This is a genomic window from Streptomyces sp. Q2 (assembly GCF_056820935.1).
Genome location: NZ_JBXEJE010000004.1, coordinates 251,606 through 269,647 on the forward strand (window position 1 = coordinate 251,606; position 18,042 = coordinate 269,647).

At 72.6% G+C, this 18,042-nt stretch carries 16 protein-coding genes; 8 read left to right on the forward strand and 8 right to left on the reverse strand.

The window, feature by feature from the left end:
- The first annotated feature begins 46 nt into the window (after positions 1–46).
- Entirely contained in the window at positions 47–1,534 is a 1,488-nt protein-coding gene (locus ACWBNA_RS06990) for a glutamate synthase subunit beta (protein ID WP_482703326.1), read from the forward strand.
- A gap of 11 nt (positions 1,535–1,545) precedes the next feature.
- Here ACWBNA_RS06990 and ACWBNA_RS06995 read toward each other — a convergent pair whose 3' ends face one another.
- Positions 1,546–2,160 (reverse strand): carboxymuconolactone decarboxylase family protein, encoded by a 615-nt coding sequence (locus tag ACWBNA_RS06995; protein ID WP_482703327.1) that lies wholly within the window; start codon positions 2,158–2,160, stop codon positions 1,546–1,548.
- Between the two features lie 41 nt (positions 2,161–2,201).
- Here ACWBNA_RS06995 and pdxR point away from each other — a divergent pair, with 41 nt between their 5' ends.
- The 4 genes from pdxR to ACWBNA_RS07015 all read left to right on the forward strand — a co-directional run bounded on the left by pdxR (position 2,202) and on the right by ACWBNA_RS07015 (position 8,462).
- Positions 2,202–3,644 carry a MocR-like pyridoxine biosynthesis transcription factor PdxR gene (gene pdxR, locus ACWBNA_RS07000; RefSeq protein WP_482703328.1) on the forward strand — a complete coding sequence of 481 codons (1,443 nt, stop codon included), beginning with the start codon at positions 2,202–2,204 and terminating at the stop codon, positions 3,642–3,644.
- A 406-nt stretch (positions 3,645–4,050) separates the two neighbouring features.
- On the forward strand, positions 4,051–6,384 hold the full coding sequence (locus ACWBNA_RS07005) for a PEP/pyruvate-binding domain-containing protein (protein ID WP_482703329.1): 2,334 nt from the start codon (positions 4,051–4,053) through the stop codon (positions 6,382–6,384).
- Entirely contained in the window at positions 6,381–7,316 is a 936-nt protein-coding gene (locus ACWBNA_RS07010; protein ID WP_482703330.1) for a hypothetical protein, read from the forward strand. Before ACWBNA_RS07005 ends, ACWBNA_RS07010 begins: the two co-directional genes overlap by 4 nt.
- Before the next feature lie 513 nt (positions 7,317–7,829).
- Positions 7,830–8,462, forward strand: coding sequence for a protein-tyrosine phosphatase family protein (locus ACWBNA_RS07015; RefSeq protein WP_482703331.1), 633 nt, complete (start codon positions 7,830–7,832; stop codon positions 8,460–8,462).
- 108 nt (positions 8,463–8,570) lie between these two features.
- Here ACWBNA_RS07015 and ACWBNA_RS07020 read toward each other — a convergent pair whose 3' ends face one another.
- The 3 genes from ACWBNA_RS07020 to ACWBNA_RS07030 form a co-directional block, all read right to left on the reverse strand.
- Entirely contained in the window at positions 8,571–9,359 is a 789-nt protein-coding gene (locus ACWBNA_RS07020) for an SAM-dependent methyltransferase (RefSeq protein ID WP_482703332.1), read from the reverse strand.
- A 111-nt stretch (positions 9,360–9,470) separates the two neighbouring features.
- Entirely contained in the window at positions 9,471–9,725 is a 255-nt protein-coding gene (locus tag ACWBNA_RS07025; protein WP_482703333.1) for a DUF397 domain-containing protein, read from the reverse strand.
- On the reverse strand, positions 9,726–10,586 hold the full coding sequence (locus ACWBNA_RS07030; RefSeq protein ID WP_482703334.1) for a helix-turn-helix domain-containing protein: 861 nt from the start codon (positions 10,584–10,586) through the stop codon (positions 9,726–9,728).
- A 231-nt stretch (positions 10,587–10,817) separates the two neighbouring features.
- Here ACWBNA_RS07030 and ACWBNA_RS07035 point away from each other — a divergent pair, with 231 nt between their 5' ends.
- From ACWBNA_RS07035 to ACWBNA_RS07045, 3 genes are all read left to right on the forward strand, one after another.
- Entirely contained in the window at positions 10,818–11,618 is an 801-nt protein-coding gene (locus tag ACWBNA_RS07035) for an ATP-binding protein (RefSeq protein WP_482703335.1), read from the forward strand.
- The gene (locus ACWBNA_RS07040) at positions 11,615–12,052 is read left to right on the forward strand and encodes a hypothetical protein (RefSeq protein ID WP_482703336.1); all 438 of its coding nucleotides are present in this window, start codon (positions 11,615–11,617) and stop codon (positions 12,050–12,052) included. Before ACWBNA_RS07035 ends, ACWBNA_RS07040 begins: the two co-directional genes overlap by 4 nt.
- Before the next feature lie 199 nt (positions 12,053–12,251).
- Positions 12,252–14,114, forward strand: coding sequence for an ABC transporter ATP-binding protein (locus tag ACWBNA_RS07045; RefSeq protein ID WP_482703351.1), 1,863 nt, complete (start codon positions 12,252–12,254; stop codon positions 14,112–14,114).
- Between the two features lie 2 nt (positions 14,115–14,116).
- On the opposite strand, the gene ACWBNA_RS07050 is transcribed toward ACWBNA_RS07045, so the two are convergent.
- The 4 genes from ACWBNA_RS07050 to ACWBNA_RS07065 form a co-directional block, all read right to left on the reverse strand.
- Complete coding sequence (locus tag ACWBNA_RS07050; RefSeq protein ID WP_383860647.1) at positions 14,117–14,302, reverse strand: hypothetical protein; 186 nt, start codon at positions 14,300–14,302, stop codon at positions 14,117–14,119.
- A 158-nt stretch (positions 14,303–14,460) separates the two neighbouring features.
- The gene (locus ACWBNA_RS07055) at positions 14,461–15,150 is read right to left on the reverse strand and encodes a DUF899 domain-containing protein (protein WP_482703337.1); all 690 of its coding nucleotides are present in this window, start codon (positions 15,148–15,150) and stop codon (positions 14,461–14,463) included.
- Positions 15,151–15,355: 205 nt separating this feature from the next.
- Complete coding sequence (locus tag ACWBNA_RS07060) at positions 15,356–16,735, reverse strand: amidohydrolase (RefSeq protein ID WP_482703338.1); 1,380 nt, start codon at positions 16,733–16,735, stop codon at positions 15,356–15,358.
- A 94-nt stretch (positions 16,736–16,829) separates the two neighbouring features.
- On the reverse strand, positions 16,830–18,042 hold a 1,213-nt coding region (locus ACWBNA_RS07065), incomplete at its 5' end, for an FUSC family protein (RefSeq protein WP_482703339.1).

Genomic DNA, 18,042 nt, shown 5'->3' on the forward strand with positions numbered 1-18,042 from the left:
CACGTCGGACGCGCAAGCGTCGCACGCGTACGCAAGGAAGACGCTCATGGCCGATCCCAAGGGATTCATGACCACGCCTCGCCAGGACTGGCCGCGCAGGCCGGTGGAGGAGCGGGTCCGGGACTGGGACGAGGTGTACGTCCCCGGGGCGCTGCTGCCCATCATCAGTAAGCAGGCCGACCGCTGCATGGACTGCGGCATCCCCTTCTGTCACGACGCCTGTCCGCTCGGCAACCTGATACCCGAGTGGAACGACCTGGTGTCGCGGGAGGACTGGCGTGCGGCCGCCGACCGGCTGCACGCGACCAACAACTTCCCCGAGTTCACCGGCCGGTTGTGCCCGGCGCCCTGCGAGACGGGGTGTGTGCTGGCCATCAACCAGCCGGCGGTCACCATCAAGAACGTCGAGGTCGCCATCGCCGACCGGGCATGGGAGTCCGGGTTCGCGCCGCCGCGGCCGCCGGACCGGCTGTCCGGGCGGACGGTCGCGGTGATCGGGTCGGGGCCCACCGGGCTGGCCGCGGCACAGCAGTTGACCCGGGCGGGGCACACGGTCGCCGTGTACGAGAGGGACGACCGGCTCGGCGGGCTGATGCGGTACGGCATCCCCGGGTTCAAGATGGAGAAGCACCATCTGGAGCGGCGGATCGAGCAGATGCGGGCCGAGGGCACGAAGTTCCGTACGTCGACCGCGGTCGGGCAAGACATCGGCGCCGCCGAGCTGCGGGCCCGCTACGACGCCGTGGTGATCGCCACCGGAGCGACCGCCTGGCGTGAACTGGACGTACCTGGGCGGGAGTTGACCGGCATCCACCAGGCGATGGAGTACCTGCCGCTGGCCAACCGGGTGTGCGAGGGAGATCTTGAGGTCTCGCCGGTGTCCGCCGCCGGGAAGCATGTCGTGATCGTCGGCGGTGGTGACACGGGGGCCGACTGTCTGGGCACGGCGGTGCGGGAAGCGGCCGCGTCCGTGACGCAGTTGGACATCTACGCGCAGCCGGGCGCCGAGCGGGACGAGGACACCGATCCCTGGCCGACGTATCCGAAGGTCTACCGGCTGTCGGCCGCGCACGAGGAGGCCGGCGCGCTGCGGACGGCCCCGGCGGCGGACGCGGACGCGCGGCTGTTCGCGGCGTCCACGCTGCGCTTCACCGGGGATGCCGACGGGCACGTACGGTCGCTGCATCTGGTCGAGGTCGACGCGCGGCGCCGGCCCGTGCCGGACACCGGGCGGACCCTGCCCGCCGACCTCGTGCTCCTCGCCCTCGGTTTCTCCGGGCCCGACCGGACCGACGGCCTCGTCGACCAGCTGGGGCTGGAGCTGGAGCCGCGCGGGACGCTCACGCGGGACGCCGGCTTCGCGACCAACGTCCCCGGCGTGTTCGCCGCCGGAGACGCCGCGCGCGGTCAGTCGCTGATCGTGTGGGCCATCGCCGAGGGGCGGGCGGTGGCGGCGGCCGTCGACCGCCATCTGACGGGGAGTTCGCGGCTGCCCGCACCGATCGGTCCGTACGACCGGCCCATGGTCGTGTAGCGCCCGAACGCCTAGCGGCGCTCGTCCGTCCCCGCCACCTTGCCCGTGGACAGGGCCACCCGGTTCCAGGTGTTGATCGTGAGGATGAGGGCCAGGACGTGGGCCAGTTCCTCCTCGCCGAAGTGGGCTGCGGCTCGGGCGTAGACGTCGTCGGGGACGCCGCCGTCGGCGACCAGGGTCACCGCTTCCGTGAGGGCGAGGGCTGCCTGCTCCTTCTCGGTGAAGAAGTGACGGGCCTCGCGCCACACGGCGACCATGTGCAGCCGGTCCTCGCTCTCGCCGGCCTTGCGCGCGTCGTTCGTGTGCATGTGGAGGCAGTACGCGCAGTGGTTGAGGTGCGAGGCGCGGATCTGGATCAGCTCGACGAGGGCGGGGTCGAGGCCCCCGCGGGCGGCGGCGTCGAAGCCGACGAGGGCACGGAAGACCTTCGGGGCGGACTTCGCGAAGTCCAGGCGGGACCGCCGGGCCTGCGCCTGGGCGTTCGCGGCAGCGGAGTCGACGGTCGTGGCGTCAGCCGTCGTGTTGCCCGTGGCCGTGGCGTCAGCCGTCGTTTTGCCAGCCGTCGTGCTGTCAGTGGTCGTGATGCCAGTGGTCGTGGTGTCGATCGTGTTCGTCGTCATGTGCATCAATCTACGAGCCGGATAGACCCGCTGTAGGGTGCACTTCCATGGACGAATCGTGGGTCAATTCCGCGGAGCGCATCGGTGCCGACCTGCATCTGGAGCTGTCCGGCCCGGGCGGGCGACGGGCGGCGCTGCTCCGGGCGTTGCGCGAGGCCGTGCGCAGCGGTCGGCTCACTCCAGGAACCCGGTTGCCGCCGTACCGCTCGCTCGCCGCCGACCTCGGTGTCGCCCGCAACACGGTGGCTGACGCGTACGCGGAACTCGTCGCGGAGGGATGGCTCACCGCACGGCAGGGCTCGGGCACCCGGGTCGCCGAGCGTGTCGAACCGCTGCGACACGCCGCGCGGGTGCCCCGGAAGGCACCTCCACGCGCGCGTGGTCCACGGCACGACCTGCGGCAGGGCACCCCCGACGCGTCGTCGTTCCCGCGCGCGGCCTGGCTTGCCTCCTACCGGCGGGCCCTCCAGCAGGCACCCAGCGAGGTGTTCGGGCCGGGTGATCCCGCCGGCCGCGTCGAGCTGCGGGAGGCGCTCACCGAATACCTGGCACGCGCGCGTGGCGTACGCACCGAACCGGGCCGCATCGTGATCTGCTCCGGCTTCGCGCACGCGCTGCGGCTGCTGTCCGGCCAAGGCAAGGGCGAGGGCAAGGGCGGAGGCGGGGTACTGCGCGGTCCGCTGGCCGTGGAGGCGTACGGGCTCGCATTCCACCGGGGGCTTCTCGACGCCGCCGGGATGCGGACCGTACCGCTGCCCCTGGACGAGCACGGCGCCCAGGTCGAACGGCTGGGCCGCGAGCGGGCTGTACTGCTCACGCCAGCGCACCAGTTCCCGACCGGCGGTCCGCTGGATCCCGCCCGCCGGGCCGCGGTCGTCGACTGGGCACGCGCGCGTGGAGGCGTGATCGTCGAGGACGACTACGACGGGGAGTTCCGTTACGACCGCAAGCCGGTCGGCGCCGTCCAGGGGCTCGACCCCGAGCGCGTGATCTTCGTCGGTTCGGTCAGCAAGAGCCTGTCCCCGGCGCTTCGGCTCGGGTGGATGGTCCTTCCGGAGCGGTACGTCGACGGCGTCCTCGCGGCCAAGGGCGAGCGGGAGGCGTGGGTGAGCGTCCTGGACCAGCTGAGCCTCGCCGACTTCCTCTCCAACGGGTCGTACGACCGTCATGTGCGGCGGATGCGGCAGCGGTACCGGAGCCGCCGGGACCGGCTCGCCGCGGCGCTCGCCACGCACGCGCCGCACGTCGAGGTCACCGGTGTCGCGGCCGGGCTGCACGCTGTGCTGCGGCTGCCGCCCGGCACCGAGCGCTCCACGGTCAAGGCTGCCGCCTGGCAGGGCGTCGCCCTGGACGGCCTCGCCGAGTTCCGGCACCCGGACACCGACATGGCGGCCCGCGACGGCCTGGTCGTGGGGTATGCGACACCCTCGGAGCACGCGTACGGGGCGGCGCTGGAGGCGCTGTGCGGGGTGCTGCCGCCGGGTGAGTAAGCCTGGGCGCCGTCGCACCGCTGCACTGATTTCCCCGGCTGTTTCCCTCCCGGGCTGTTGCCCCCGGCTGTTTCCCTCCCGGGCTGTTGCCCCCGGCTGTTTCCCTCCCGGGCTGTTGCCCCCGGCTGTTTCCCTCCCGGCTAATTCCCTCCCATCTATCCGAAAAGTGGCTTACGGGCTACAAGGATCAGAGGTGCGGTGGGATCATCGAAACAGGAGGCGTGTTGCCGCGATGTCCGGATCCGATCTGCGGCGGCCCGTCCCATCCTTCGTTCCGCCGTCAGGTGCAGGGCCACCCCAGCGCGTCCCCCCTGTTGGCGGTCGGTCCTGGAGGGCGCTCATGACGACGCTCGACGAACGTCACGGAGAAGGTGCGCGAGACCGGGAAGGGGCCCGGGGTCCGGGCGTGCCAGGCCCGTTCGAGGCCGACGTCCCGGCCGACGCTCCGGCCGCCGTCCCGCTGGACCGGCCCGGCGCCGCACTCCCGTGGCTCGCGGGGTCCAAGGCCGCCAACCTCGCCCGCGCGGCCCGCGCCGGGCTGCCGGTGCTCCCCGGCTTCGTGATCCCGCCCGGCAGGGGCAGCGACACCGTCGCCCTGCGGCGCGCCTGGCTCGACCTCTCCGACGGCGGCGCCCGCCCGCTCGTCGTGCGCTCCTCGTCGCCTCAGGAGGACACGCAGGAGTCGTCTCTCGCGGGCCGGTTCACCTCCGTGCTCGACGTGCGCGGCTGGCCGGACTTCCGTACGGCCGTACAGACCGTGCTCGACTCGGCGCACCGGCCCGACGAATCCACGGCGCCCATGGCGGTGCTCGTGCAGACGATGCTTCCGGCCCGGGTCGGCGGGGTGATGTTCGGCGCCGACCCGGTCGAGGGGCGGGCCGACCGGCTGCTGGTGAGTGCGGTGTGGGGCGGCCCGGACAGCCTGGTCAGCGGCGAGCAGAGCGGATCCCACTACTGGCTGAGCACGCGCGGCCGGCTCCTGCGGACGGAACGACCGGAGACCGACACCCCACTCCCCCGCACCGACCTCGCCGGTTCCTACCAGTCGCGCGCCCGCCCTCTCCGGCGGGAGACGGAAGCGCCGCTCGCCCGCTCCGAACTGTTCCGGCTGGCGCGGCTCGCGCGGCGGGCCCGGCGGATCTTCGGCGGGCCGCAGGACATCGAGTTCGGGTTCGACGAGGACGGGCGGCTGTGGCTGTTCCAGAGCCGGCCGATCACGGCGATGGCGGCGCGGCCCGCGCGCCGGGCGCGGCTGCTCGGGCCCGGCCCGGTCGCGGAGACACTGCCGGAGCAGCTCCAGCCGCTGGAGGAGGACCTGTGGGTGGCGCCGATGGCCCGTGGGCTCGCCACCGCGCTCGACCTCGGAGGCAGCGCGCCGCGCCGGCTGCTGCGGACGGTGCCGGCGGTCACGACGGTAGGCGGGCGGGCCGCCGCCGACCTGCGCCTCGTCGGCGCCGCCGAGCCACCGCACCCATGGCTCGCGCTGCTCAATCCCGCCCCGGGTGCGCGCAGGCTCGGCGCGGCATGGCGGGTGGGCCGGCTCACCGCGGCGCTGCCTGGCCTCGCGACGGACCTCGCGGCGGACGTCGACCGCCGGCTGGCGGAGATCCCGTCGCCGACCGCCCTCACCGATCCCGACCTCGTGACAGAGCTCCGCTGGGCCCGCATGGTCCTGGTCTCCCTGCACGCTCAGGAGGCGCTTGCGGGCGCCCTGCTGAGCGAGCCGACGAGGAGCCGTACGGCGGCGGGCACGGCGCTGGCCGCCCTGGCAGACCTCCGCGCCCTGGGCGTACCCGAGGACCGGTTGGTCGCCGCGGACCCCGTGATCCTGGCCCTCATCGCGCCGAGCCTGCGGGGCCGGCAGCGGCTGCCGGTCGTACCGAGCCGGGAGGGCGTCACACCTGGTCGACGGCAGCCGGCCGCACCGTCCGCCGCCCAGAGGACCGCTGTCCGCACCCCGGGCGCCGACTCGGCCGAAGAACCCGACCTCGCCGTCACCGAACGTCTTGCCCCGCCTCGCCCGCTTTTCACAGCGCCCACCTTCGCTCCAGCCACAACACCGGCCACGACGACCACCTTCGCGACGCTGGCACCAACGGCCACAACTACCACCTCCGCTCCAGCCACACGAGCGGCCACAACAACCACCGCGGCGACCGCCGCCCTGCCGCCCCGCGAAGCCCTCCGTCTCCGTATCCGATGGGTGCAGGAGCTTCAGGTCCGGCTCGTACGGGAGGGGGCTCGGAGGGCGGGGCTGGGCGTGGATCGCGTCGGCCTACTGCGCTGGCGGGAGCTGGTCGTCGTACTCGAAGGAGGCGCCCTGCCGGGCGATCTCCACGCGCGCGTGCCGCGGTCCGCGTCGCCCCCGCTGCCGGACGTTTTCCGGCTCGCGGAGGGCTCGGTCGTCGTCGCCGTGCGCGACGGCGGTCGCGGTGACGGTGTGCGGGGTGTGTCCGGCGGGCGCGCGGTCGGGACGGTGTGGGACGGGACGGGGACCCGGCCGTCGGACGCGGTGCTCGTCGTGCGCACGCTGGACCCCGCGCTCGCTCCGCTGCTGCCCGGCCTGACCGGCCTGGTCGCCCAGACCGGCAGCCCGTTGTCCCATCTCGCGGTGCTGGCACGGGAGTTCGGGCTCCCCACGGTCGTCGGTGCCACCGACGCCGTACGCCGCTACCCGCCCGGTTCCCGCCTCACCGTCGACGGCACCACCGGTGGCCTAGGGCTGGGGGACGCGCCATGAGGAGGGTCGCCTACGTCTTCGGAAGCCTCGCCGCCGCCGGCGCGGGGACGTATCTCGTCGTCTACCTGTACCGGTGGCAGTGGCAGCGGGCCCTTCTGTGCGGGGTGCTGCTGGTGGTCGTCGAGGTGCTGCTGCTCGGCCTCGTGCTGCTGGGGCGGCTCGCGCGGATCGAGGAGCGGGTGCGCGACTCCGACCGGCGGCAGCGGGAGCTGGCCGCCCGGCAGGAGGACGTGCTGGCCCGGCTGCGTCCCGCGCCCGAGCCGGAGCCGGAGCTCACCGGCGGCGGACGGTTCCGTTGGCTCGAGGACCCCGCGGAACGCACGTACGTCTTCGTGCCGGTCCTCATGGTCACCGGCGTGCTGCTGTCCGGCGTGGCCTGGGTGGTGCAGCGCGTCGCGACGGCGACGGCCGGTCCCGCCGAGCGGCGGCTGGCCGGACGACTGGCGGTGCTCGCCGCACCCGATCCGGCCGCCCATGGCGACCTGGAGGACCTGGAGGACCTGCCGCAGCCCGTCCCCCGTTCCATAGGCCGCACCGCGCGCGTGTCCACCGTCGGTGTCCTGGTCGCCGCCCTGGTCGTCGCGCTCGTCGCGGGCCTCGCCGATCTCACCCAGACCCGGGACGAGGACGCGAACGACAGCGCGGCGACCTCCCTGGTCGTCCGGGTCGACATGCGGGGCACGGACATGACCGACGAGCGGCGGTCTCTCGCCGCACAGCAGGTCTGGCAGCGCTGCCGGGACTCCACGTCCGTGCCACTGCGGCACGCGGCGCTCGGTGACCTGGGAGACGGCCTGTTCGCCGGGGTCGTCCGGCCCGCCCTCACCGACCACGACCGGCTGCGGCTGCGCGGCTGCCTGGAGGACGCGACCCTCGAACGCGCCCATCTCACGGTGGTCGGCATCGGCGACGCGGACAAGGACGACTACTGAACCCTCCGCTCCCCGTCGACGGAGGCCCGCTGACCAGCCCGCGCCCGCCTGGAAGATCCCTCGCCCATCCGCGGCTCGCGGAAGACCACTCACCCGCCTCCGCCTCATGCAAGACCCCCCGCCCACCCCCACCTCGCGAAAGACCACTCACCCGCCCCCGGCTCGTGGAAGACCCCTCGCCCACCCGCGACTCGCGGAAGACCACTCACCCACCCCCCACCTCGCGAAAGACCCCTCGCCCACCCGCCGCGACTCGTGGAAGCCACCGACCCGCCCGCGACCGCATGGAGACCCCCTCACCGGCCCACGGCCTGGAGGAAGACCCCGAAACCCCCAGATCCCGCCCCGCGATCACATAGCCGTACGTACACGGACAAGACCGCCATAGGCTATCCGGGTTAGCATCGACATACACCCCGTCCCCCAGCCCCCGGGTCATCCATGGCTGTCCTCAGCTCAACCCTGCCCTCGCCTGCCTACATCGCCCGCCCGTTCCCCTTGCGTGCACTTCGGATGCTCCTCGTCGTGCTGGTCGGCTACCTCGCTCTGTGGGCCACGGGCGCCCTGGGCATCCTGGCCGTGTCGTACTGGGCGCGCGAGGAGACCCCGGCTCCGGCCGGGACTCGTACGGTGCAGGGTGTACACCACTTCCAGCCGGTCGACGCCGAGGGACGGCTGTGGCGCGGCGCCGCCCCCTCCCCGGCCGGTTACCGGACGCTGGCGAACCTGGGGATCACCACAGTCGTCGACCTGCGCGCCGAGGACCTGAGCGCGGCACAGCTCGCCGGACCCCGCGAGGCGGGGATGAAGGTCGTACACCTGCCCATTCGCGACGGGCAGACGCCGAAGCCCGATCAGGTGCGGCACTTCCTCGACGTGGTCACCAAGGCGTCCGGGCCGGTGTTCGTGCACTGCGGCGCCGGAGTCGGCCGTACGGGCGCGGTGTCCGCGGCGTATCTCGTGCAGACCGGGGAGCAGTCGTCCGCGGCGGCGGTCCGGCGCAATCTCGCGGTCGGACCGCCGTCGATCGAGCAGATCTACTACGGGCTGAACCTCAGCCCCAGCAAGGCGGAGCAGCCGCCGCTTCCGGTGGTCATGGTGAGCCGTCTCGTGGACGCGCCCCGGCGGATCTGGTCCTCGCTGTAGGGCCTGCGGTCGCCGTAGGACTGCATCGCAAGTGCTCGCACCGCGATGCAGTGGCTGTCGTAAGGGCTGCGACCACCGTACGGGCGGCGACCGCCGCCAGGCCTGCCGTCAGGCCTTGCGCCCCACCGCCCCGTACCCGGGAATGACTCCGTCGTCCTGCCCCGGCACCGGCTCCCCCAGCTCGGGATGCCAGTGCTGCGGCACCTCGACGCCCGGCTCGACGAGTTCCAGGCCGTCGAAGAAGCGGCCGAACTCCTCACGGGAGCGCAGCGCCAGCGTGACGCCGGCGGCCTTGAGCTTCTCAGTGGCCGCCTTCGACTCCTCGGGCGTGAAGTCGGCGGTCGCGTGGCTGGCCACCAGGTAGCTGCCGGAGGGCAGTTCGGACAGCAGCCGGCCGACCAGCTCGTGCGCGCCGTCCTCGTCGGAGACGAAGTGCAGCAGCGCGATGAGCGAGAGGGCGACGGGCCGGCCGAAGTCCAGGATCTTCCCCGCGCCTTCGAGGATGGCGTCGGGATCCCGCACGTCGGCCTGGAGGTACTCGGTCACTCCCTCGTCCGTGCCGCGCAGCAGGGCCTCCGCGTGGGCGAGGACGATCGGGTCGTTGTCGCAGTAGACGACGCGTGCGCCGGGCACGACGCCCTGGGCGATCTGGTGGAGGTTCGGCTTGGTGGGGATGCCGGTGCCGATGTCCAGGAACTGGCGTACGCCGTGCTCGGCGAGCCAGCGCGTGGACCGGTGCATGAACGCCCGGTTGACACGTGCCATCACCGGCACCCGGGGGTCGAGCGTGAGCATCTGCCGGCCCATGGCCTCGTCGACGGGATAGTGGTCCTTGGCGCCGAGGTACCAGTCGTACATTCGCGCCGGGTGGGGCTTGCCGGTGTCGATCTCAACCATTAATTCAGTACCCATCAAATATCTATCTGCGTCTACCTGCGCCTATCGGCGTCTATCAATTCAGAACCAGTACAAGGCAGTTGAGCAGTAGTCAGCAGTCAGCCAATCACGTCACGACAGCAGGAAGTCGGCCTCCCCCGCTTTCGCGCCCTCGATGAACGCGGTCATCTCGTCCGTGGTGTAGATCAGCGCCGGACCGTCCGGGTCGGTGGACTGGCGCACGGCGATCCGGCCGTCGGCGAGCTTCATCGCCTCCAGGCAGTTCCCGCCGTTGCCGCCGCTCCACGGCTTGTGCCAGCCTTCGCTCCCCAACTCCCGCGCGGGCATGCCGTTGTAGACGCGGAGGCGCGGCTTGATGCGATCCATTCACAACTCCTTGCGGAGATCCCGGAGGATCTCCTTCGTGCGATGTGCCGTAGCGGCCTGCGCCGCCATGCGGTCCATGACCTCGAGGTGGGTCGCCACCTCCGTGCGCGCGTCCAGGTAGACGGCGCCGGTCAGGTACTCGCTGTAAACCATGTCCGGGAGTTCCGGCACGGCGAATCGGAACAGCACGAAGGGCCCGTACGTGCCGGGGTGCGGCCCGTTGGCGAACGGGGCGACCTGCAGCGTGACGTTGGGCAGCTTCGTGGCGTCGAGCAGTTTGTCGATCTGGGCACGCATCACCTCCGGGCCCCCGACGGGGCGGCGCAGCACGGTCTCGTCCATCACGACCCACAGCCGGGGGGCGTCCTGACGGGTGAGCAGATCCTGGCGTTGCATGCGCAGGGCGACATGGCGCTCGATGTCGTCGGGGCTGGTCTGCCCGATGGCCCCGGACCGCAGGACCCCGCGCGCGTAGTCCTCGGTCTGCAGCAGGCCCGGAACGAAGTGCGGCTCGTACTGGCGGATGAGGGCGGCCGCGCCCTCCAGGCTGACGTGCATCGAGAACCAGCCGGGCAGGACGTCATGGAAACGCTGCCACCACCCGGGCTGGTTGGCCTCCTCGGCCAGCTGGACGAAGCCCTCGGCTTCCAGGTCGGTGACGCCGTAGGCCTTCAGAAGCAGCTGGAGGTACGGGATCTTGAGCCCGACCTCGGCCATCTCCATACGGCGGACCGTGGCGGGGGCGACGCGGAGGATACGGGCGGCCTCCTCACGCTTGAGACCCGCGCGCTCTCGCAGGTCAAGCAGGCGCCGACCGAGGACGACCTGGCCGACCGTCGGCGCGGACCGCGGTTCGCTCACCCTCCACCTCCACAAAGTCCCTGACAGGAAAGCCCCGACAGTACGGCCACCAAGGGATCGGGCCGGTCACAAAAGCATGCTGACAGCCCTACGGCGCCATTCGAAGACCTATTCGAAGATCTGTACGGATCTTCGGGGATCCCAACTGGCGCCGCTCGACGTGCTGTTGCGAGCAGTGTGCCACGGCACTTCACCGCGTCACGCGGCACTCTGCATTTTTCAGAGTGACACTTGCCAAGTGTTCACGGCGGGGCGATAGTGGCAAGCGTGATTCCGTCCCCGCCCTTAGGAACAGACGCCGCTGCGGACCGCCCCACCGGTCTCGGCGCCGCCGTGGGAGTGGGCCCCGACAGGGCCGCTGCCGCGCGCCGGTTCCGTTTCGAGCTGGCCGCACACCCGGGTTCTCCCGCGCAGGCCAGACGGCTGACCAGGGCCCGGCTGACCCACTGGTCGGTCTGCGAGGACACCTGCGACTCGGCGGCCCTGGTCGTCTCCGAGCTGGTCACCAACGCCATCGTCCACACCGCGAGCCGCCGCGTCGTCTGCGAGCTGCACGACGGTGACGACCTGGTGCGCATAGCCGTACGCGACGAGGGCTGCGCGCAGGGTGAGACGCACCCGTCGGCGCAGCGGCCCGAGGAGGAGCAGGGGAGGGGACTGCTCCTCGTCGACGCGCTCTGTCACAGCTGGGGGGCCCACGAGCACGGCCCCGGACCCGGACTGCTGGTCTGGGCGGAGCTGCCGCGCAAGGGCGACACCCCTCGCGACGACGCCGACGTCCCGCGCAACGACCTGGGCTGGGGAGCCCGCCCGAAGCCGGAGCCGTCCGGCGGTTCGGGCGAGGAGGACGCGGCACAGGCGCACCACGGGACGGCCGCCGAAGCGACTGACGGACCTTCGACCCGCCCCGCGTGGGAAGAAGAAGAAACGGCACATCACCGAGCGCGGCCCGACACCGAGGCACGTCCGCACGGGACGTGGGCCACGGGAACACCCCCGACGAAGCGGAGCCGGGATCGGGGGAGGCTGTGACAGCCGGGACCCGTGGCGGTCAGGTTCTTAGCCTGGACACGCTGGTCCGCCTCCGTCGCGCGCTGCCCACCCCGGGAACCCCGCGCGGCCTTTCCCTGCCCGAGGGCATGACGGCCCCGCTGGGCTGTGACGCGGTGGCGGTGCCCGCCCGCCTCGGCCCGCTGCTGAGGTCCCGGCTGCCGCAGATGGGGTGCGTCTACGCCGACGAGACGCACTGGTGGTGGATCGTTCCTGCAGACTCGGACTACGCCCTGGAGTGGCCCGCCCCCGCGCGGTACGCCACCGGAGCGAGGGTCCCCGACGCGCCGGCCGTCCCCGACCTGATCCACAGGCCGGACGGCACGCTTCCGTACACCCCGCCGATACCGCTCTTCCTGGCACTGTGCCGGCTCACGGGCACGACACCCACCTGGTCCCGGCCGGTCAGCGCGTAACCCCGTGGGTGTGCGCCCGCGCGCTCCCGTCTCTTCGGCACACGCCCTGCCCCTCGGGTGTCCGCCCCCGCGATAGTGGCCGTTCGTCCACGATCGCGGGAGGTCGACGGTGGGAAAGAGGCGCGACGAGGGCGGCCCGCACACACCCGAGGTCTCCGAGTCGGAGCAGCTGCTCTTCGGCGGCCCGTTGCGCTACGACATGGGCTGGAACTCGCACGCGGACGCGTTCCTGGAGCTGAACTTCCGGGCCATGATCACCCGCCTGCCGTCCCTGCTGACGGCGAGCTTCCGGCTCGCCTGGCAGGCCGACCGGCGCGCCGCCCGGACCGTACTGGCCGCCGAGGTCGGCCGGGGCCTGACCCAGGCGGTGAGCCTGCTCGCGGTGAACAGCGTGCTGGGCCGGCTGATCGGCGGCGGCGCCCTGGAGGACCGGCTGCGCGGTGCCGTGCCCGCCCTGGTCGTGATGGCCTCGGTGATGCTGGTCGGGGCGCTGCTGCGGGCGGCGTCGACGTACGCCACCGGGCGCCTGGAGCCCAAGGTCGAGCGGGTCGCGACCGAGCGGTACCTGGAGCGGGCGGCGACCGTGGAACTGGCCGCGATCGAGGACCACGCCTTCCACAAGCTGCTGGACACCGCGCAGTACGGCGCCACCTCCGCCCGGCGGATGATCTCGTACGCCACGCGCGTGGTGAACGCGATGATCTCGCTGGTCGCGGCCGCGGGCGTCCTGACCGTGCTGCACCCGGCACTGCTGCCGCTGCTGGTGACGATGACCCTGCCGAGTGCCTGGAGCGCGCTGACGAACGCGCGCCGCCGCTACGAGTCGTTCCACACGTGGGTGCAGCACGCGCGCGCGGGACGGCTGCTCGGGGCCCTGCTGATCGAGCCGGAGGCGGCTCCCGAGATCCGCGTGCACGGCGTGGGCCCGTTCCTGCTCCGCCACTTCCGGGAGATGTCCGAGACGGCGGAGGCGGAACAGGCCCGCCTGGCCCGGCTGGCGGCCCGTACGGGGCTGATCGCGGCGGCCTGGACGGGTCTGGCCACGGCGGCGACGTACGCGACGCTGGGCGGGCTCCTACTGGCCGGCGCGATGGCGCTGTCGGTGGCGGGCACGGCCGTGATCGCCATCCGCACCGGCTCGCAGAGCCTCGCCACCCTGGTCGTGGAGATGAACTCCTTGCACGAGGAGGCGCTGTTCGTCGGCGACCTCCAGCGGCTCTACGTCGAGGCGGCCGAGCGGGCGATCCCGGTGGGCGGCGCCGCCCTGCCGGACGATCCACGGGAGATCCGGTTCGAGAACGTCACCTTCAGCTACCCGGGTGACGCGGCCCGACCCGCACTCGACGACGTGACCCTCACCGTCCCCCTCGGCAAGATCGTCGCGCTGGTCGGTGAGAACGGTTCCGGCAAGACCACGCTGGTGAAGCTACTGGCCGGGCTGTACGCCCCCGACCGGGGCCGGATCCTGTGGGACGACGTGGACGCGGCGGGCGCGGACCGGCATCTGCTCGCGGAGCGCGTCGCGATGGTGGCGCAGGATTTCAAGCGGTGGCCGTTCACAGCCCGCGTCAACGTGGCGGTCGGCCGTTCCTCGGCCCCGCTCACCGACGAACGCGTGGCCGGCGCGGTCGGGGAGGCCGGGGCCGAGGAGGTGCTGGCGGACCTGCCGCGCGGCCTGGACACCCTGCTGGCCCGCAACTTCAGCGGCGGGCACGAGCTGTCCGGCGGTCAGTGGCAGCGGTTGGGGATCGCCCGGGCCGCCTACCGGCAGGGCAGCATCCTGATCGTCGACGAACCGACCGCGGCCCTGGACGCCCGGGCCGAGCTGGAGGTCTTCGAGAAGATCCGCGCCCTGGCCGGTACCGGCCAGACGGTCATCCTCATCACCCACCGGCTGGCGTCCGTGCGCCACGCGGACCTGGTGCACGTGCTGGACCAGGGGCGGCTCGTGGAGTCCGGGACGCCCGACGAACTTCTGGCGACCGGCGGGATCTACGCGGAGTTGTACTCGCTCCAGGCGGAGCAGTTCACGGCGAAGGTGCCCGCCCCGAAGGCGGGCTGACCTCACGCGACGGCGTCGGCCGCCGCCTCCCCACTCCGCACGATCACCAGGAAGGTGTCCGTCGCCAGGTCCATCACGACCTCGGCGGGCATGCCTTCAAGTCGTCGCGCTTGCGCGAACTCCTCCGCCGGCCACGAGCCTCGCGGCCCACCTGCGGGAAAGCGTTCGAGCACGGTTCGCCCGTTCACCACCCTGCACCTCCAGAAAGCGTCGTGCTTGTGAGGAGTTAACGCTCTCCGGAGGCCGAAAGCCTCGGTCGGTTGCGGGACTGAGACGTAGTTGACACGGATTCAGCGCGCAGCGTGAGGACTCGGTTACCTACCGGTCACTTTCGTTACCGTTCGTGTCATTCATCGTACTCATCGTGATACCGAATGCGCTCCCTGCCGGCCGGCGCCCCGAGGGCCGACGCGCGCCCCTTGGGCTCCTCCCACTCCTCCTGTCGTCCCAGCGCGGTGAGATCCAGCAGGCTGGTGGTGGAGCCCAGCCCGTCGAGACCGCGTTCGTACGTCGAGTACGTGTGGAAGAGCCGGTCCCGGTCCCGCAGGAAGCAGCTGACGCCCGGCCGCTCGACGAGCTTCCCCTCGTACGGAAGGGTCGCCGCGAAGTCGAGGTTGAAGTCGCTCGCGTACGACGAGTACCAGGGCACCGTCCAGCCCATCCGCGCCTTGAACGGCAGGATCTTCGGGTAGGGCGCTCTCGACACGGCGACGAACGTCGTACCGCGTGCCTTCAGGTGCGCGAGATGCCCGATTTGATCCAGGAATCCCGAGCAGCTTAGGCAGCCGGCGTCCCACTCGGGCGCGAACATGAAGTGGTGGACGACGAGTTGGTCGCGCCCCTCGAAGAGGTCGAGCAGCGTGGCCTTGCCGTCGCCGCCCTCGAAGACGTACTCCGTGTCGATCTCGACCATCGGCAGCCGGCGCCGCTCGGCGCACAGCGCGTCCCGCGCGCGCGTGGCGGCCTTCTCCCTCAGCAGTAACTCCGCACGCGCCGCGCGCCACTCGGCACGCGAGACGATCTCCGGCAGCGACATGGCTCCTCCTGTGCGACGGTCCGTTCCGAGTGGTGACCGACGGGCGGGACGGTACTCATCGCCGCTTCGGACATTTTTCTTCCGGGCCCGCCCCGATGCCGGGCACCGCTCAGATGCCGGGTCCGCCCACCGGGCCCGCCCAGATGTCGGCCTCTCGGGTGTCGGGCCCTCTCCGGTGTCGGGCCCTCTCAGGTGTCGGGCCCTCTCAGGTGTCGTAGTCCTGGATCCGCTTGCCGTGACTCCGGTCGACCAGTGCGGGCAGCCGCTCCCCCAGCTGCGCCACGACCGCGGGGACGTCGATCGTCAGCAGTTCGCGGTCGCGCATGAGGATCCGCCCGTCGACGATCGTCGTCCGGACGTCGCAGGATCGGGCGCTGTGCACGAGGGTCGCGGCGAGGTCGTGCACCGGCTGGGTGTGCGGGCCGGTGAGGTCGACCAGGACGATGTCGGCCCGCCGCCCGGGAGCGATGCTGCCGACGGCCTCGCCGAGACCGACCGCCCGGGCGCTCTGCAGCGTGGCGTGGTGCAGTGCCTGCCGGGAGGTCAGCCAGCGCGGGTCGCCCGTCGTGGACTTCTGGATCAGGGCGGTGAGGGCCATCGACTCCCACACGTCGAGGGAGTTGTTGGAGGCGGCGCCGTCGGTGGCGAGTCCGACGGGGATGCCGATGTCGTGCAGGGCGCGCACCGGTGTGGTGGTGGGCCACGCGAACTTGAGGTATCCGCGGGGTGCGGTGGCCACGGCCGTACGGCCCGCGGCGCCTTGCAGGACGGGCAGGTCACGCTCGACGATGCCGCTGCCGTGCGCGAGCAGGACGTCGGTGTCGAGGATCCCGGTGCGCTTGAGGACCTCGATCGGGGTCACACCGTGCCGGGCGAGGCTGGTGTCGGTCTGGTCGCGGTTCTCGGCGGCGTGGATGTGCACGGGGAGGCCGTGCTCGCGGGCGAGGTCCGCGGTGGCGGCGAGGTCGGCGTCGTCCACGGTGTAGGGGGCGTGCGGGGCGAGGGCGGTGGTGATGCGGCCGCCGGCGCCGCCACGGTGCCGTAGGGCGAACTCCAGGGACTTCTCCCGGCCTCGGGGTCCCTGGGAGGAGAAGTACGCCTCGCCGAGAAGTGCCCGCATCCCGCACCGGGCGACGACCGAGGCGACCGCGTCCATGCTGAAGTAGTGGTCCGCGAAGCAGGTGACCCCGCCGCGGATCATCTCGGCGCAGGCGAGCTGCGCCCCCAACTCGACGTCCCGCTCGGTGAGGTTGGACTCCACCGGCCAGACGACGTCGTTGAACCACTCCTCGGTCGGCAGATCCTCCGCGAGCCCGCGCAGCGCGACCATCGGGGCATGGGTGTGGCAGTTGACCAGCCCCGGCAGGGCGACCTGGCCGCGCGCGTCGAGGCGCTCGGCTGCGGGCCGGTCCGCGACCGCGGCGGCACTCGTCACGGACTCCACGACGCCGTCCCGTACGACGATCGCGGCGTCCTCCGCGAACCCGATCCGCTCCTCCTCGTCGTGCACGAGGACGGTGCAGCCGGTGACGATGAGAGCGGCGGGTCCGCCACGGGCGGTGCGCTCGGCCGGTGAGTCACTCATCTCGCCAACGTACGACCCCGTGGTCGCCCCGCGTGAGCGGATCCGCGCATCCGGTCGCCGCTCCTCCGTCCCGGGGCGACGAGCCCCCGCCCGCCTATACGGCGAGGGGAATGTCCGGCGACCGCAGCCCCACCCGTTCCCGGTGACCGGCGAGTTCGTCGAGCAGGGCGACCAGGCGTTCGGCCTGCTCGGGCGTGAGGCGCCCGGTGTCGTCGAGGTGCACGGCGCAGGCGGTGGTCGTGTCGACGAGCTGTTCGAGGGTGTCGGCGACTTCGTCCGCGCCCTCGGCGTGCCGCGCGAGCGCGGGAAGTTCGGCGCCGGCGAGGGAGACGGCGGTCCGGGCGGCGGCGAGCGTGCGGTAGGCCTCGCGGCGGAGGGTCCAGCGCAGGGCACGCGCGTCGGAGTCGGTGCGGGCGGTGCCGGCGCGGGCCGTCCCCGTGCGGGCCGTGGGACTGCCCCCACTGCCCCCCAGGTGCGCGTCCGACTCGCGCAGGACGTGCGCGAGGTACGCGTGCGCCGCGTTCACCGCCACGCCAAGCCGCGCACGCACGCCACCCGCGCGCTGCCCCGGCATCGGCAGGTGCCCCACGATCAGCACGATCGCGCAGGCAAGCAGGGTCTCGCCGATCCGTCCGGCGGACGCCTGGGGCTCGCCGCCCACCATCACGAGCGACAGGACGAGCACGGTGACGACGGCGGTCTGCGCCGCGAAGTGCCGTGTGGCGACGGGAATCAGGGCGCCGCTGACGGCGACCAGCGCGACGAGCCCTTCCGGCCGGGGCAGCACCGCGGCGAACCCGGCGAAGACGAGGGCCCCCAGTACGGTCCCGGCCGCACGGCACAGCACGCGGGAGGCGAGCGGCCCGAGGTCGGGCTTGACGAGGAACACGGCGGTGGCGGGCAGCCAGTACCAGTGCGTGTGCTCCCCGTACCAGCGTGCGTGGTGCAGCGCCTGTGCCGCGCCCACGCTGGCCCCGAAGCAGAGGGCGACCCGCAGCCCGTACTCCCGGCCCCCGGCCCCGAAGGCGGTGCGCAGGACGTCCCCCACCCCACGCCGACGCGTGTGGAGGTCACTCCCCTTGCCCCGGTCGAAGGCCTCGGCGGCGTGCAGAAGGGCGTCGTCGAGGGCACGCAGTCCCGGCCCGGAACGGGAGGGCGCGGGCAGCGGCCCGGTGTGCGTGTTGTCCCGTACGGCGGCGGCGAGGCGCCGGGGCCCTTCCGAGGCCCGCCCGGACACCGCGTCCCCGGCCCAGGCCAGCGCGGTCGCGGCCTCGGCGAGCGGCAGCGCGGCGGCGTACTGCGCGTGC

Bases quoted from the DNA above. Each gene is read 5' to 3' on its own strand.
- ACWBNA_RS07055 (WP_482703337.1), bottom strand. From the start codon at position 15,150: ATGTCGCTGCCGGAGATCGTCTCGCGTGCCGAGTGGCGCGCGGCGCGT.
- ACWBNA_RS07060 (WP_482703338.1), bottom strand. From the start codon at position 16,735: ATGAGTGACTCACCGGCCGAGCGCACCGCCCGTGGCGGACCCGCCGCT.
- ACWBNA_RS07025 (WP_482703333.1), bottom strand. From the start codon at position 9,725: ATGGATCGCATCAAGCCGCGCCTCCGCGTCTACAACGGCATGCCCGCG.
- pdxR (WP_482703328.1), top strand. From the start codon at position 2,202: ATGGACGAATCGTGGGTCAATTCCGCGGAGCGCATCGGTGCCGACCTG.
- ACWBNA_RS07015 (WP_482703331.1), top strand. From the start codon at position 7,830: ATGCTCCTCGTCGTGCTGGTCGGCTACCTCGCTCTGTGGGCCACGGGC.
- ACWBNA_RS06990 (WP_482703326.1), top strand. From the start codon at position 47: ATGGCCGATCCCAAGGGATTCATGACCACGCCTCGCCAGGACTGGCCG.
- ACWBNA_RS07045 (WP_482703351.1), top strand. From the start codon at position 12,252: ATGGGCTGGAACTCGCACGCGGACGCGTTCCTGGAGCTGAACTTCCGG.
- ACWBNA_RS07020 (WP_482703332.1), bottom strand. From the start codon at position 9,359: ATGGTTGAGATCGACACCGGCAAGCCCCACCCGGCGCGAATGTACGAC.
- ACWBNA_RS06995 (WP_482703327.1), bottom strand. From the start codon at position 2,160: ATGCACATGACGACGAACACGATCGACACCACGACCACTGGCATCACG.
- ACWBNA_RS07010 (WP_482703330.1), top strand. From the start codon at position 6,381: ATGAGGAGGGTCGCCTACGTCTTCGGAAGCCTCGCCGCCGCCGGCGCG.